At 70.5% G+C, this 14,396-nt stretch carries 12 protein-coding genes; 8 read left to right on the plus strand and 4 right to left on the minus strand.

Translation table 11 applies throughout. The features are described from left to right. Positions 1-155 precede the first annotated feature (155 nt). From NCG93_RS08485 to NCG93_RS08515, 7 genes are all read left to right on the plus strand, one after another. Entirely contained in the window at positions 156-1,274 is a 1,119-nt protein-coding gene (locus tag NCG93_RS08485; RefSeq protein ID WP_194414964.1) for a GuaB3 family IMP dehydrogenase-related protein, read from the plus strand. Positions 1,275-1,354: 80 nt separating this feature from the next. Continuing rightward, on the plus strand, positions 1,355-2,173 hold the full coding sequence (locus NCG93_RS08490; RefSeq protein ID WP_194414963.1) for an SURF1 family protein: 819 nt from the start codon (positions 1,355-1,357) through the stop codon (positions 2,171-2,173). Positions 2,174-2,256: 83 nt separating this feature from the next. Further along, complete coding sequence (locus tag NCG93_RS08495) at positions 2,257-2,757, plus strand: DUF3817 domain-containing protein (RefSeq protein WP_194414416.1); 501 nt, start codon at positions 2,257-2,259, stop codon at positions 2,755-2,757. A 5-nt stretch (positions 2,758-2,762) separates the two neighbouring features. Beyond that, positions 2,763-4,382 carry a glutamine-hydrolyzing GMP synthase gene (guaA, locus tag NCG93_RS08500; RefSeq protein ID WP_206687735.1) on the plus strand — a complete coding sequence of 540 codons (1,620 nt, stop codon included), beginning with the start codon at positions 2,763-2,765 and terminating at the stop codon, positions 4,380-4,382. A 97-nt stretch (positions 4,383-4,479) separates the two neighbouring features. Further along, positions 4,480-5,907, plus strand: coding sequence for a glycosyltransferase (locus tag NCG93_RS20340; protein ID WP_194414415.1), 1,428 nt, complete (start codon positions 4,480-4,482; stop codon positions 5,905-5,907). Positions 5,908-6,054: 147 nt separating this feature from the next. Further along, a complete protein-coding gene (locus tag NCG93_RS08510; RefSeq protein ID WP_194414414.1) occupies positions 6,055-6,699 on the plus strand; it encodes a ClpP family protease in 645 nt (214 codons plus the stop codon). Beyond that, entirely contained in the window at positions 6,696-7,289 is a 594-nt protein-coding gene (locus tag NCG93_RS08515; protein WP_194414413.1) for a ClpP family protease, read from the plus strand. Before NCG93_RS08510 ends, NCG93_RS08515 begins: the two co-directional genes overlap by 4 nt. Positions 7,290-7,545: 256 nt before the next feature. Here NCG93_RS08515 and ligD read toward each other — a convergent pair whose 3' ends face one another. Together ligD and NCG93_RS08525 are read right to left on the minus strand one after the other, a co-directional pair. Next, positions 7,546-8,787: a non-homologous end-joining DNA ligase gene (gene ligD, locus NCG93_RS08520; RefSeq protein WP_194414412.1), complete on the minus strand. Its 1,242-nt coding sequence runs from the start codon at positions 8,785-8,787 to the stop codon at positions 7,546-7,548. 49 nt (positions 8,788-8,836) lie between these two features. After that, positions 8,837-9,196: a helix-turn-helix domain-containing protein gene (locus NCG93_RS08525; protein ID WP_194414411.1), complete on the minus strand. Its 360-nt coding sequence runs from the start codon at positions 9,194-9,196 to the stop codon at positions 8,837-8,839. A 258-nt stretch (positions 9,197-9,454) separates the two neighbouring features. Between NCG93_RS08525 and NCG93_RS08530 the strand changes: the two genes are divergently transcribed. Continuing rightward, positions 9,455-12,571, plus strand: a complete 3,117-nt coding sequence (locus tag NCG93_RS08530) for a S8 family peptidase (protein WP_241741878.1) — start codon at positions 9,455-9,457, stop codon at positions 12,569-12,571. 137 nt (positions 12,572-12,708) lie between these two features. Here the strand turns inward: NCG93_RS08530 and NCG93_RS08535 are convergent, their stop codons facing one another. Continuing rightward, entirely contained in the window at positions 12,709-13,086 is a 378-nt protein-coding gene (locus tag NCG93_RS08535) for a DUF8738 domain-containing protein (RefSeq protein ID WP_241741876.1), read from the minus strand. Between the two features lie 235 nt (positions 13,087-13,321). Beyond that, on the minus strand, positions 13,322-14,242 hold the full coding sequence (locus NCG93_RS08540; RefSeq protein ID WP_194414409.1) for a Bax inhibitor-1/YccA family protein: 921 nt from the start codon (positions 14,240-14,242) through the stop codon (positions 13,322-13,324). Positions 14,243-14,396: the final 154 nt, after the last annotated feature.

Raw genomic sequence — 14,396 nt, forward strand, 5'->3', positions numbered from 1 at the left:
CACCCTCCGTCCTCGGCTCTGCGCGGGGTTCGGGGCGCATCACGGACGTGTGGGGCGCACCGTGCGCGCCCCATATGCGCACGGTGCGCCCCGAACCCCGGGGGGCGGCGGGATCCGGCCGCGCGAAGCCCGGCGGGTAGGCTGGGCGGGTGAGCATGGACATCGAGCTCGGCCGGGCCAAGCGCGCGCGTCGCGCCTACACGTTCGACGACATCGCGGTGGTGCCCTCGCGGCGCACGCGCAACCCCGAAGACGTCTCGACGACGTGGACGATCGACGCGTTCAGCTTCGACATCCCGGTGCTGGGCGCACCCATGGACTCGGTCGTCAGCCCGCGCACGGCGATCATGCTGGGCCAGCTCGGCGGCCTCGGCGTGCTCGACCTCGAGGGACTCTGGACCCGATACGACGACCCGACGCCGCTCCTCGCGGAGATCGCCGGCCTCGACAAGACCGCCGCGACCCGCCGCATGCAGGAGGTCTACGCCGAGCCGATCAAGCCCGAGCTCGTGCGCGACCGCCTCGCCGAGATCCGCGCCGCCGGCGTCACCGTCGCCGGTGCCCTCACGCCGCAGCGCACGCAGGAGCTGTACGAGACCGTCGTCGCCGCAGGCGTCGACCTGTTCGTCATCCGCGGCACGACGGTGTCGGCCGAGCACGTCTCGAGCGTCGACCAGCCGCTCAACCTCAAGAAGTTCATCTACGACCTCGACGTTCCGGTGATCGTCGGCGGAGCCTCGACCTACACGGCCGCGCTGCACCTGATGCGCACCGGTGCCGCCGGTGTGCTGGTCGGCTTCGGCGGGGGAGCGGCGTCGACGACGCGCGCCACCCTGGGCCTGCACGCCCCCATGGCCACCGCCGTGGCAGACGTGGCCGGTGCTCGCCGCGACTACCTCGACGAGTCCGGCGGACGGTACGTGCATGTCATCGCCGACGGCGGCGTGGGCACGTCGGGCGACATCGTCAAGGCGATCGCCATGGGCGCCGACGCCGTCATGCTCGGTGTCGCGCTCGCGCGGGCGACGGATGCCCCGGGCAAGGGCTTCCATTGGGGTCCGGAGGCGCACCACTCCAAGCTGCCGCGCGGCCGCCGCGTGAAGGTCGATCAGGTCGCCTCGCTGGAAGAGGTCCTGTACGGCCCGGCGCCGGTCGCCGACGGCACCGCGAACCTCATCGGGGCACTGCGCAAGTCGATGGCCACGACCGGATACTCCGACCTCAAGGAGTTCCAGCGCGTCGAGGTCGTCGTCGCGCCGTACGCCGCGGGATGACGGATGCCATGACCGACGCCCGCCCGGACGGTGGGGCGGACCTCGTTCCCGAGGCGTTCCCGCCCACGCTCCGCGAGGTGATGCTGCGACCCCGCTGGATCGGGATGCTGCTGCTCTGCCTCGTCGTGGCGGGCGTGTTCGCGTGGCTGGGGCAGTGGCAGCTGGGCCGTGCGGTGCAGACGAATCCGCTGCCGCCCGGCGCCACGGAAGAGGTGCAGGAGCTCGCGACCGTCGCTGCTCCCGGTGAGTATCTTCCCGAGCCGCTCGTGGGTCAGCGCGTCGAGACCGCCGGCCGATGGGTGCCCGGCGACTTCATCGTCGTGCAGTCGCGCTTCAACGACGACGTCGAGGGCTACTGGGTCACCGGTCAGCTGCGCATCGACCCCGCTCGCACCGAGACATCCGCACCGACCTCGGTCGCGGTCGCAGTGGGCTGGGCCGCAACCGAGGAGGACGCGCGCGCCGCGATCGCGGAGCTGGAGGAAGCGGCATCCGCGTCCTCATCCGACGCCGACGCCGTCGAGGTGACGGGGCGCCTCATCTCGGACGAGGGCCCGCTGCTGCCGCCGCGCGGCAGTGACCCGCAGACGTTGACCCGCATGTCGCCGGCCGCGCTGCTGGGTCAATGGCACGACGTCGACGGGCTCTTCGTCTACCGCCCCTACGTGGCGTCGGTGGACCCGTTAGCCGGGCTCGAAGCCATCTCCTCGCCGGCCCCCGCGGAAGGGTCGGGCATCAACTGGCTCAACATCTTCTACGCGCTGGAGTGGGCGATCTTCGCCGGCTTCGCCTTCTACCTCTGGTACCGCCTCGCGAAGGATGCCTGGGAGAAGGAGACCGAGGACTTCGAGGATGCGCGACGCGAACCCGACGGCGGACCGGAGCCTGCGGCATCCTGACTCCGCAACCGCGCGTCGGGCGCAGCTCGTGAGGTCTCGACGCCCGACGATCGCGGCGGAATCCCGCGGGTAGACTGGGGGCCATGCCCCGCGCCCCGAAGCTCGCTTCCTTTCCGGCGATCCGCGGAGCCCTGAAGTTCTACCAGGTCTGCTCCATCATCACCGGCACGATGCTGCTCCTGCTGGTCGCCGAGATGATCGTCAAGTACGCGCTCGGGTACGAGCTGTTCCTCGGTGGCTCCGGCGGGTTCCTGTGGTTCGCGCCGGTCGTGGAGACCGCCTCGGGTCTCGAGTCGACGGGCGACGGGTTCAACCTCTCGCTCGGCATCCTCGTCGGCCACGGCTGGTTCTACGTCGTCTACCTCATCTCGTGCTTCCGTGTGTGGAGCCTCATGCGCTGGAACCTCGGACGCCTGGCCATGCTCGCCGCCGGCGGCATCGTTCCGCTGCTGTCGTTCTTCATGGAGGCGCGCGTCGCGCGCGACGTGAAGACCTACCTGTCCGAGCGCGAGGCCGCCGAGCTGCACTCGCGCGCCGAGCACTCGTCCCTCACTCAAGCGATCCCGACGGAGAACAAGCGTTGACCGAACTGCCCACCTCTGCCGCGGCGCAGGCCGAGACCCCCGTCGAGCCGGCGGCCGCCACCGAGCAGCGCCCGGTGCTCGTCGTCGACTTCGGCGCCCAGTACGCGCAGCTGATCGCACGGCGCGTGCGTGAGGCCGGCGTGTACAGCGAGATCGTGCCCCACACCGCGAGCGCCTCCGACATCGCCGCCAAGAACCCGGTCGGCATCATCCTGTCGGGCGGTCCGTCGTCGGTGTACGAAGAAGGCGCTCCGGCGCTCGACACGGGCGTCTTCGACCTCGGCGTTCCGACGCTCGGCATCTGCTACGGCTTCCAGGTGATGGCCCAGGCGCTCGGCGGCGAGGTGGCGCACACCGGACTCCGCGAGTACGGAGCGACGGATGCCGCGGTCACGGGTGACGGCGGCGTGCTGCTGGGCGGGCAGCCGGTGGAGCAGAACGTCTGGATGAGCCACGGCGACCAGGTCGCCAAGGCCCCCGAGGGCTTCGCGGTGCTCGCTTCGACCGGTGCGACGCCGGTGGCCGCGTTCGGCAGCGATGAGCGCCGGTTCTACGGCGTGCAGTGGCACCCCGAGGTGAAGCACTCCGACTACGGGCAGAACGTCATCGAGAACTTCCTGCACAAGGCCGCGGGGCTGCCCGCCGACTGGAACAGCGGCAACGTCATCGCCGAGCAGGTCGAGCGCATCCGCGCGCAGATCGGCTCCGGCCGCGTGATCTCTGCCCTCTCGGGCGGCGTCGATTCGGCCGTCTCCACTGCGCTCGTGCACGAGGCCGTCGGCGACCAGCTGACGGCGATCTTCGTCGACCACGGGCTGCTGCGGAAGGGCGAGCGCGAGCAGGTCGAGAACGACTACGTCGCATCGACCGGCGTGCGCCTCGTCACGATCGACGCGCGCGAGCAGTTCCTGTCGGCGCTCGAGGGCGTCAGCGACCCCGAGCAGAAGCGCAAGATCATCGGCCGCGAGTTCATCCGCTCGTTCGAGGCCGCCGAGCGCGAGCTGGTCGCCGAGGCTGCGGCCGACGGCGAGCCCATCCGCTTCCTCGTGCAGGGCACGCTGTACCCCGACGTGGTCGAGTCCGGCGGCGGAACCGGCACCGCGAACATCAAGTCGCACCACAACGTCGGAGGCCTCCCCGAAGACCTGCAGTTCGAGCTCGTCGAGCCGCTGCGCACCCTGTTCAAGGACGAGGTGCGGGCCATCGGCCGCGAGCTCGGCCTTCCGGAGGCGATCGTCGCCCGCCAGCCGTTTCCGGGCCCCGGCCTCGGCATCCGGATCGTGGGTGAGGTCACCGCTGACCGTCTCGAGATTCTGCGCGATGCCGACGCCATCGCCCGCGAGGAGCTGACCAAGGCCGGCCTCGACGGCGAGATCTGGCAGTGCCCCGTCGTGCTGCTCGCCGACGTGCGCTCGGTGGGTGTGCAAGGCGACGGCCGCACCTACGGCCACCCGATCGTGCTGCGTCCTGTCTCGTCCGAGGACGCGATGACCGCTGACTGGACGCGCCTGCCCTACGACGTGCTCTCGAAGATCTCGAACCGCATCACCAACGAGGTGCGCGAGGTCAACCGCGTCGTCCTCGACGTGACCTCCAAGCCGCCGGGGACCATCGAGTGGGAGTGATTCCGCAGACGCCTCGGACCTTCGGGTCCGGGGCGTCACTGCTTTCGCCCGGGCGGCCGGTCACGGGCGCTGCCGAGACGTGCGGGAGGATGGACGCGTGAGCCGTGCCCGCGACGACGACATGCTGCCCGATGCCGACTACGTGCTGCTGGGCAGCCGTGTGGCCCTCGGGCTGGACGGCGGGTTCGCCGTCGCGGTGCCCACCCGGCTGCGGCTGCTGGCATCCGCCGGTGCGCCCGACCCGCTGCAGCTCAGCGTCGACGGGGCAACCCCGGAGGTGCACGCTGCTCAGCGGCAGGCGTTCGTGGACGCCGGACTGCTCGAGCGCACGACGTCGGCCCGCAACCTCTTCGACGACATCGTGGCCGATCCCTCCTGGCTCTTCGCAGCCGGGGAGCCGGTGCGCGACGATCCCCGCGAGCTGGGCGTCGAGTATCGAGAGGTGACGGCACCCTCGGGCGCGCCGATCGTTTCGCTCCCGGTGTTCCACGACGACCCGACCTGGCACCTCTCGGATGCCGCCCTCATCGTGCACGCGCCGGACGGCGACCGGGTGCTCCGCGGGTTCCGCGGCCTCTACGCCGCGTGGCTCACGCACCTCGCCGACGAACGGCGGGCTGCCGCGGGCGATCCCGAGCGGATGCTCGTCGTGATCTTCGAGTCGCGGCAGATCGGCGAGGCGATGACGGAGTGGGACGACCCGCGCGTCCGGCTCGTGCACACCGTCCACAACTCGCACCTGCCGGCGCCCCACGATGATCCGGATGCGCCGGTGACGGGCATGTGGCAGCGGTGGCTGTCGACGGTCGACCGCTACGACGCGGTGCTGTTCCCGACGGCAGCCCAACGCGACGAGGTCGCCGCGCGGTTCGGCGACCCGGGCACCTTCCACGTCGTCCCGAACACCATCGAGCTCGGCGCGGAGCCTCCGGCTGCGGCATCCCGCGACCCGCACCGGGTGGTGATGCTGAACCGCCTGGCGCCGCAGAAGCGCGTCGACCTCGCGATCCGCGCGTGGGCACGGGTGGCGGCGGTGCTGCCCGACGCGCGCCTCGACATCTACGGCGACGGCCCGCTGCGGGACGAGCTGCAAGCGCTCGTCGACGACCTTGGCCTGTCGGCATCCGTCACGCTCCACGGCGCGACCGACGACCGCGACGCGATCTTCGACCGCGCGGCGCTGTTCGTCACGTCGACGGCGTTCGAAGGGCAGGGCCTCTCGATCGCCGAGGCACTGGCCCGAGGCCTTCCGGTGGTGGCGACCGACGTGCGCTACGGGCCGCGCGACGCGATCGGCGACGCCGGCGTGCTGGTGACCCCCGGCGACGTCGACGGCCTCGCTGCGGCGATCATCGAGCTGCTCCGCGATGACGCCCACCGCGCCGCGCTGTCGCTGCGCGCGCGCCGCGCCGCCGCCGCCTTCACCGCCGACGCCGTGCGGCCCGCGCTCGTCGCCGCACTGCGATCCGCGGTGCACCGCCCTTCCCGCCGCACGCCGCCTCCCTCACCCGCCCCCCACGGTTGACTTGCCGTGTATGTACGACACGCCAGGCGTGTCGCGTACATATACGGCAAGTCAACGATGGGGGCGAGGGTGTCGGCTCCGCTGACGGCAGAGCCGCCGGGAGCGGAAACGGATGCCGCGACCGCCGTGCCCGCGCAGGCTGGGGTCATGGCAGACGAAGGCAAGATTCCCCAGTTCGGGGCCGAGGCGCGTCGCGAGCTGTTCCAGCAGCGCGTGCTCGTGCTCGATGGCCCGCTCGACGACGACAACGGCACCCTGATCGCGACACAGCTGCTCGCTCTCGCGGCCGAGGATGAGGCATCCGACATCGCCCTGTGGATCCACTCGCCCGGCGGCTCGGTGCCGTCGATGCTCGCGATCCGCGACGTCATCAACCTCATTCCCAACGACGTCGCGACCCTGGCACTGGGACTCGCGTGCAGCGCGGGCCAGTTCCTGCTGTCGGCGGGCACGAAGGGCAAGCGGCGCGCCCTGCCTCATGCACGCATCCTGATGCACCAGGGGTCCGCGGGCATCGGCGGCTCCGCCGTCGAGGTCGAGGTGCAGGCCGATGACCTGCGGCACATGCGCGACACGGTGCTCGGCATCATCGCCCACGACACCGGACAGAGCCTTGACCGCATCTTCGAGGACTCGCTGCACGACCGGTGGTACACGGCGGCCCAGGCGCAGGACTACGGGTTCATCGACGGGATCGTCGAGGACTTCGCGCAGGTGGTGCCCCGGCGGCGCCGGCCCGCGGGTCTCGGCGTGGGCGCAGAAGTGACGGCGAAGCGGGAGGTGGCGGCATGACCTCGTACACGATCCCCAACGTGGTCGCGCAGCATCCGCGCGGTGACCGCATCATGGACGTCTACTCGCAGCTGCTGACCGAGCGCGTGGTCTACCTCGGTACCGGAATCGACGCCGGAGTCGCGAACGCCCTCATCGCACAGCTGCTGCACCTCGACGCCGACAGCCCCGAGCGCGACATCCAGCTGTACATCAACTGCGAGGGCGGGGACCCCGCTGCCATGCTCGCCGTCTACGACACGATGCAGCACGTGCGGCCGGATGTCGCGACCACGGTCGTCGGGCAGGCGATCGGCGTGGGCGCGGTGATGCTGGCGGCCGGTGCACCAGGGAAGCGCTCGGTGCTGCCGCATGCGCGCGTCGTGCTGCACCAGCCGGCGGGGCAGGGGAGAGGCGCGATCCCCGACCTGATCCTCCAGGCCGACGAGCTCGTCCGCGTGCGCGGCGAGGTCGAGGAGATCCTCGCGCGCCATACCGGACGGGATGCCGCGAAGCTGCGCGTCGACACGGATCGCGACCGCGTCTTCACGGCGACGGATGCCGTCGCCTACGGCCTCGCCGACCAGGTGCTGGAGCGGGTGCCCCGGTGAACGCGGAGATCCGGTCGTTGAGCGAGCGTTGGCGAGACGAAACGCGGTCAGGCGTTGCGCGGTGACCACCCGGCTGCTGAGCGAGCGCCAGCGAGACGAAGCGCGGCGAGGCGCTGCGCGGTGACCACCCGGCCGCTGAGCGAGCGCCAGCGAGACGAAGCGCGGCGAGGCGCTGCGCGATCCTTCGGCGCGTTTCGTCTCGCTCGTTCCTCGCTCGCTCAACGACCGGGTGAGGGCTCGTTGGCTCAACGACCCGCTAGCCGGGCGAGCCGGGCCAGACCTTGCCCTCCCAGGGGTCGTAGTCGGCGATCAGGTCTTCCTGCGGCGGACGCTCGGCCTCGGTGACGTGCTGCAGGTTGACGCGCACGCGGTACCAGAGCGAGCTCGAGCCGCGCATCCCGTCGATGAGCACGTCGGCGGGATGCAGCTGGGCATTCGCGGCCGGGTACCGCCGCGTCCATTCCTCCAGCGCGGCGATGGACTCGGACTTGGTCTTCGTGCGGGCGATCTCGATGAGCGGCATCGTGGACTGGCGGCGGCCCGAGCCGTCACCGCCGCGCGGCGGCTTCTCGGCCGGGCCGAGCTCGTCGGCCAGGCGCAGCAGCCCATCGAGCGTGCCGACGGCGTCGTCGATCCCGGCGTGCGGGTCGCCGAGCTCGGCGAACCGTTCGGGCACCGTCAGCACGGTGAACTCGGCCGGGCGGCGCTCGCGCACCTCGTCCCAGTCGAGCGGTGTCGACACCCGGGCGTCCGGCAGGGGACGGATCGAGTACGCGGAGGCGACCGTACGGTCCTTGGCGTTCTGGTTGAAGTCCACGAACACGCTCTCGCCGCGCTCCTCCTTCCACCAGCGGGCGGTCGCGAGACCCGGTGCCCGGTTCTCGACCTCGCGGGCGAGCGTCTCGGCGGCGGTCCGCACCTGCTTGTAGTCCCACTGCGGCGCGATGCGCACCAGGATGTGCATGCCACGCGACCCGCTCGTCTTCGGCCAGCCCACGAGGCCGACATCGTCCAGCACCTCGCGGGCGACGAAGGCGACGTCGACGATCTGCGACCAGTCCACGCCGGGCATGGGGTCGAGGTCGATGCGCAGCTCATCGGGGTGGTCGAGGTCCTCGGCGCGGATCGGGTGCGGGTTCAGGTCGAGGCACCCGAGGTTGATCACCCACGCCAGGCCCGCGGCATCGCGGATCACGGCCTCCTCCGCGGACGTGCCGCGGGCGTACTGGAGGGTTGCGGTGTCGATGAAGTCGGGATGGTTCTCGGGGACGCGCTTCTGGAAGAACGGCTCGGCGTCGATCCCCTTGGGGAAGCGCTTGAGCACCATCGGCCGGCCGCCGGCACCGCGGAGGGCGCCGTCCGCCACTGCGAGGTAGTACCGGACGATGTCGAGCTTGGTGATGCCGGGCTCGGGGAAGACGATCTTGGACGGGCTCGAGATGCGCACGTCGTGACCGTCGATCTCGAGGATCTCGGCTTCGGACTTCGCGGGCGTCACCCGGCCAGGCTAGCGGCGGCCCGCGACATCGGCCAGGGCGAGAGCCCGCTCAAGCGGCGAGAGCGAACGTGGTGCGGCATCCGACCGCGGCACGCTCGGCGACGCGCGTGCGGAGATCGTCGACGACACCCGCGGTGAGCTCGATCAGTGTCACCTCGAGCGCACCCGCGACGGCGGCGATCATCTCGCTCGACGGCTCCTTGAGCCCGCGCTCCATCTCGGACAGGTACTGCGGCGAGACCCCGGCACGGTCGGCGGTGTCGGCGAGGCGCTCGCCGCGCTCATGTCTGAGCCTCCGGAGGCGGTCGCCCAGCGCATCGCGCCAGAGCGGCTCGGGCTCACGAGAGGGGCGCGGCTCGGGCTCACGAGAGGGACGCATCTTCGTCGGCAGCGGGATGATCTCGGCCATGCGCTCACGATAGAACGCGCGCGCGAAGCGCTCGACGTTGTTCCGCTCAGAGCAGAACGTCGGGCACTTCCGCGGCGTCGCGTGCGCCATGTGGACCCGCCGCCCAACGGTGCGTGATGGGCTGTTTCGCCGTCGCGAGGCCGCGGTGACTGCGCGGTCTGCTCAGCCTGGGAGATTCCTGTTGACCTTTTGAGAATTCGCACATAGCGTCGCGCCCATACCGCGATGTTCTCGTGCATGTAGAAAGTAGGCTCCCCCTTGATCCGACGTTCTCTGGCGGTTGTCGGCGCGCTCGCGCTTGCGATCGCCACACCCACCGCAGCGATGGCTGCCACTCCTGACGACGATCCGTCGTCGAAATTCGAGAAGTCCGACACGAAGGGCGCGGTCGGCACGACCGTCCGTCCCCTGAGCGTCGGCGCCGACGGCCGTGTCACGGTCATCGTCGAGATGGCGGGCGATCCCGTCGCCGTCGCTGAGGCGAAGAAGGGGAGCGACCTCTCCGCCGCCGAGCGCAAGGCGATCAAGAAGTCGCTCAAGTCCGCGCAGGATGCGGTCGTCGGATCCATCGAGAGCAAGGACGGCGACGTCGCGGCGACGATGCAGTCCGCCTACAACGGCATCCAGGCCACCCTTCCCGCCGATCAGGTCGACGCCGTGGCGGCCCTGCCGAACGTCGTCGCGGTCCACGCCGTCAAGACCTACACGCTCGACAACGCCGTCTCGGTGCCGTTCCTCGGCGTGCCGCAGGTGTGGCAGGACACCGGATACACCGGCGAGAACATCAAGGTCGCGGTGATCGACACCGGTGTCGACTACACCCACGCCAACTTCGGCGGCGTCGGAACGACCGAGGCCTACGAGGCGGCGAACGCGGCAGAGACCCAGCCCGCCGACCCGGCACAGTTCGGTCCCGACGCCCCCCGCGTCAAGGGCGGCTACGACTTCGTCGGTGACTCGTACAACGCCGATCCCGCGTCGGAGAGCTACCAGCCGGTCCCGATGCCGGACGCCAACCCGCTCGACTGCAACGGCCATGGAAGCCACGTCGCCGGCACTGCAGCCGGCAGCGGCGTGACGGCCGACGGCGAGACCTACACCGGTCCGTACGACGCGTCGACGGCTTCGGCCGAGTGGACGATCGGTCCGGGCGTCGCGCCGCAGGCCGACGTCTACGCGCTCCGCGTCTTCGGCTGCGAAGGCTCGACCGACGTGGTCGTGCCCGCCATCGACTGGGCCGTCGAGAACGGCATGGACGTCATCAACATGTCGCTCGGCTCGCCGTTCGGCCGCGCTGACGACCCCGATGAGGTCGCGGTCTCCAACGCGGTCGGTGCGGGTGTGGTCGTCGTCAAGTCCGCCGGCAACGAAGGCCCGAGCCCGTACCTGGCCGGCAACGGCGACGGTGTGATCTCGGTCTCGGCCGTGGACAGCACGGAGTCGTTCCCCGGCGCCGAGATCACGGTGGACGGTGTCGCCATCCCCGCGATCAACGCCAACGGCGCGGTGCTCACGGGACTGCCGGAGATGACCGTGGTGCGTCTGACCGACAACCCCGCCACCGCCGACGAGAACGAGGCGCTGGGCTGCTCGGTCGAGGCGTATCAATACGCCGGTGTGACCTCGGGCGGCAACCAGCTCGCCGTCTCGACACGCGGCGTCTGCGCCCGCGTCGCCAAGGCGATCTTCGCTCAGCAGGCCGGGGCGGCTGCTGCCGTCATGATCAACACGACGAACGACTACCCGCCGTTCGAGGGAGCGATCACCGCCAACCCCGACACCGGCGAGGACTACGTCGTCACCATCCCGTTCCTCGGCGTGCGGTCGTCGGACGGCCCGAAGCTCGTCGACGACACGCCCGCCACGGTCACCCCGGCGGACCTCGCCAACCCGGGCTTCCGCGGGTATGCGTCGTTCAGCTCGAGCGGTCCGCGCAGCGGTGACAGCGCCCTCGGCGTGGACGTCGCAGCCCCGGGCGTCTCGATCGTCTCGACCGGCGTCGGCACCGGCAACGGTCCCGCGACGATCTCGGGAACGTCCATGGCGGCGCCGCATGTCGCAGGCGTCGCGGCGCTCGCGGTGCAGGCGCACCCGACCTGGACGGCCGGCGAGGTCGCTTCGGTGATCGTGTCGACGGCCGACCCCGAGGAGGTCGTCGGTCAGAACCTCGTTCGCGGCGGCGTGGGCCTCGTGGACCCGGCGCAGGCCGTGAACCAGCAGGTCACAGCCACCGGTGACGCGTTCAAGACCGAGAACGGACGACTGCGTGAGGCCGCGCTCAGCTTCGGCTTCCAGGAGAGCTCGAAGTCGTTCGAGGGCAAGAAGACGGTGTTGCTGACCAACTACGGCACGCAGCCCGTGACGTACAACGTCGGCGTCGAGGCGTCCGCGCAGTCGGAAGCCGCCACCGTGAACGTCAGCCCGAGCTCAGTGACGGTCCCGGCCGGTCGCAGCGCCAAGGTGACGGTCTCGCTGAAGGCCCCGGCCACCGCCGTCGGCAGCTCGACGGCGGGCGGCTTCGCCTTCTACGAGTTCTCGGGCGACGTGGTCTTCACGTCGGCTGCGGACAAGCTGCGGGTTCCGTACCTGCTCGTGCCTCGCGCGACGAGCGACGTCTCGGCGTCGGGCGATCTCAAGGTGACGAAGAAGGGAAAGCCCGTCGACGGCCAGGTGCAGGTCACGCTCAAGAACAGGGCCGGTGCCTTCGCGGCCGACGCCGACTTCTACACGTGGGGCCTGGAAGACAAGAAGGACGCACCGAAGTCGTTCACCGACACCGGCTACGACCTTCGCGCCGCCGGCGCGCAGTCGTTCGACATCGGCGGCGACCAGCTGCTGGTGTTCGCGGTCAGCACGCACAACCGGTGGTCGAACGCGGCGGCGAACGAGTTCGACGTCGTCATCGACACGAACCGTGACGGCGAGCCGGAGTGGATCGTCTTCTCGGCGGACGGCGGTCTCGTCACGGCGGGCGACGCCAACGGCATCTCGCAGGTGTTCGCCTACGAGGTGGCGACCGGCGACACGCTCGCCACGGGATTCAACGCCTCGGCGCCGACCGACAGCAGCACCATCCTGCTTCCGGTGGTCGCGAGCGACCTCGGCCTCACGGCCGGTGCGTTCGACTACACGGTGCAGAGCTTCTCGTCGGTCAACGACGGGTCGGACACCATCGACGGCACCGCGACCTACAACCCGTGGGCTCCGGCTCTCACCAACGGGCAGTTCGTGTCGGTGCCCGTCGGCGGAACCGTCCCGGTGCCGGTCGACGTGAGCGCTGCGGCGTTCGCCGAGCAGAACCCGCTGGGCGTCATGGTCGTCGCGACCGACAACGCCGCCGGCAAGGAAGAGGCGATCCTGGTCAAGGCCAAGTAACAGCCGCAGGATACCGAGGTGGCGTCCCGTCGAAAGGCGGGGCGCCACCTCGTGCGTGAAGGCGGAACGGATGCCGGCGGCCGATGCCCGCAGCATCCCGCTGCCGTCGCGGTCAGCTGCCGCGGCGACCTCTGCGATCAGCGTTCGCAGAGCCGCGGGGTGTCGGAGGTTCCGAAGTGGTAGTCGTAGGCCGTGCCGTCGACCGAGACGACGACGCGCATGCCGTCGACGAGCGCCTGCGTGTACGACATTCCCGGCTGCGGGCAGCCGAGCGCGCCGTTGCGCCAGGTCACCGCGTGGGCGGAGACGAGCTCCGGCGTCCCCGTGACCCCGCGAGCGGCGAGATCAGCGACGATCGCATCCCAGCGGGCCGGCGGGACGTTGGCGGGTTCGCCGGTGGGTTCGATCGGTCCGCGCGGGGTCGTCGCAAAAGGCGGGCGGGTGTGCGCCGAGGGCGTGGGCTCGGAGGTACTCGGCGCGGAGGACGTGGGCTCGGAAGGTGTGGGCTCGGTCATCGATCCTCCTGCGCAGCCGGTGAGGCAGAGCACCACGGAGACGGCGCAGACCGCAAGACGCCGAGCCATGACATGCCACTCCTCGAATCGGCTTCAGCCTAGGCGCGGTCCATCGACCCCGGAAGCGTGCCGAAGAGATGCACGGCAGGCTCCCGGCTGCCGTGGACGCGACCTGAGACGCCGAACGGCCGCCCGGAGAACCGGACGGCCGTTCGTGAGCGCTGCGCGCGGAGCGTCAGTTACTACTGCGTGCGATCGCGATGATGCGGAGGATCTCGATGTACAGCCAGACGACCGTGACCATGATGCCGAAGCCGCCGAGCCAGCCGTACTGGCGGGGAGCGCCGTTGCGCACGCCCTGCTGGATGTTGTCGAAGTCGAGCACCAGCGAGTACGCCGCCATGATGACGACGAAGACGCCGATCAGGACGCCCCACGGAATGCCGAGCGGGCCCTTCTGGCTCAGCAGGCCGAACGCGCCGCCCGCGATCGGGGCGTTGAAGATCATCAGGCCGATGTTGATGAGCGAGAACACCAGGTAGCCGACCATCGCGATGAGGAAGACCTTGGTGGCCTTCTTCGACGCGCGGATCTTGCCGCTGGCGAACAGGGCGAGGGTGACGCCGACGACCGAGAGGGTCGCGAGCGTCGCCTGGAGGACGATGCCCTCGAACATCATCTCGAAGAAGGCCGAGATGCCTCCCACGAAGAGACCCTCGAACGCGGCGTAGCCGAAGATGAGCGCGGGGCGGATCTTCTTGCGCGACGTGAAGATGACGACGAGCGAGAGCACGAAGCCACCGAGGGCACCGATCGCCCACGGGGCGATCGACGGGTCGGGGTTCGCCGGGGTGACGCCCGCCATGGTCCAGATCCAGCCGGCGACTGCGCCGACGAGGAGGACGGCGAACAGTCCAAGGGTCTTCCACACCGTGTCTTCGACGGACATGCGTCCGGTCTCGACGGCGCCGGCGGGGGGAGCGGCGTACATGCCCTCGAGACGCGCCTGGGCTGCGGCATCCGTTCCGGCACTCTGAGCCGTCGCGAACTGCGTCTGTGCCCCCAGGTTCGCCGCCTGAGGACCGCCGGGGTAGGTCTGCACGGCCTTCGGGTCCTGGAAGGCCGGGTTGTTGAACGCGGGGTTGTTGAGGGCCACTGCTCTCTCACACTCCAATGTCAAGGGAATCCCAGCAGGATGCTGTTGATCAACACTATCCGACGGGTGCGCGGGCGGCACGGGTGGGCGCTGTGAGAGGGCTATGAACGGATGCCGCAACCGCCCGAGGGAGTGCACCGCGCTGACTACGCTG

Origin of the sequence: Microbacterium yannicii (assembly GCF_024055635.1) — a bacterium.
Taxonomy (GTDB): Bacteria; Actinomycetota; Actinomycetes; order Actinomycetales; family Microbacteriaceae; genus Microbacterium; species Microbacterium yannicii.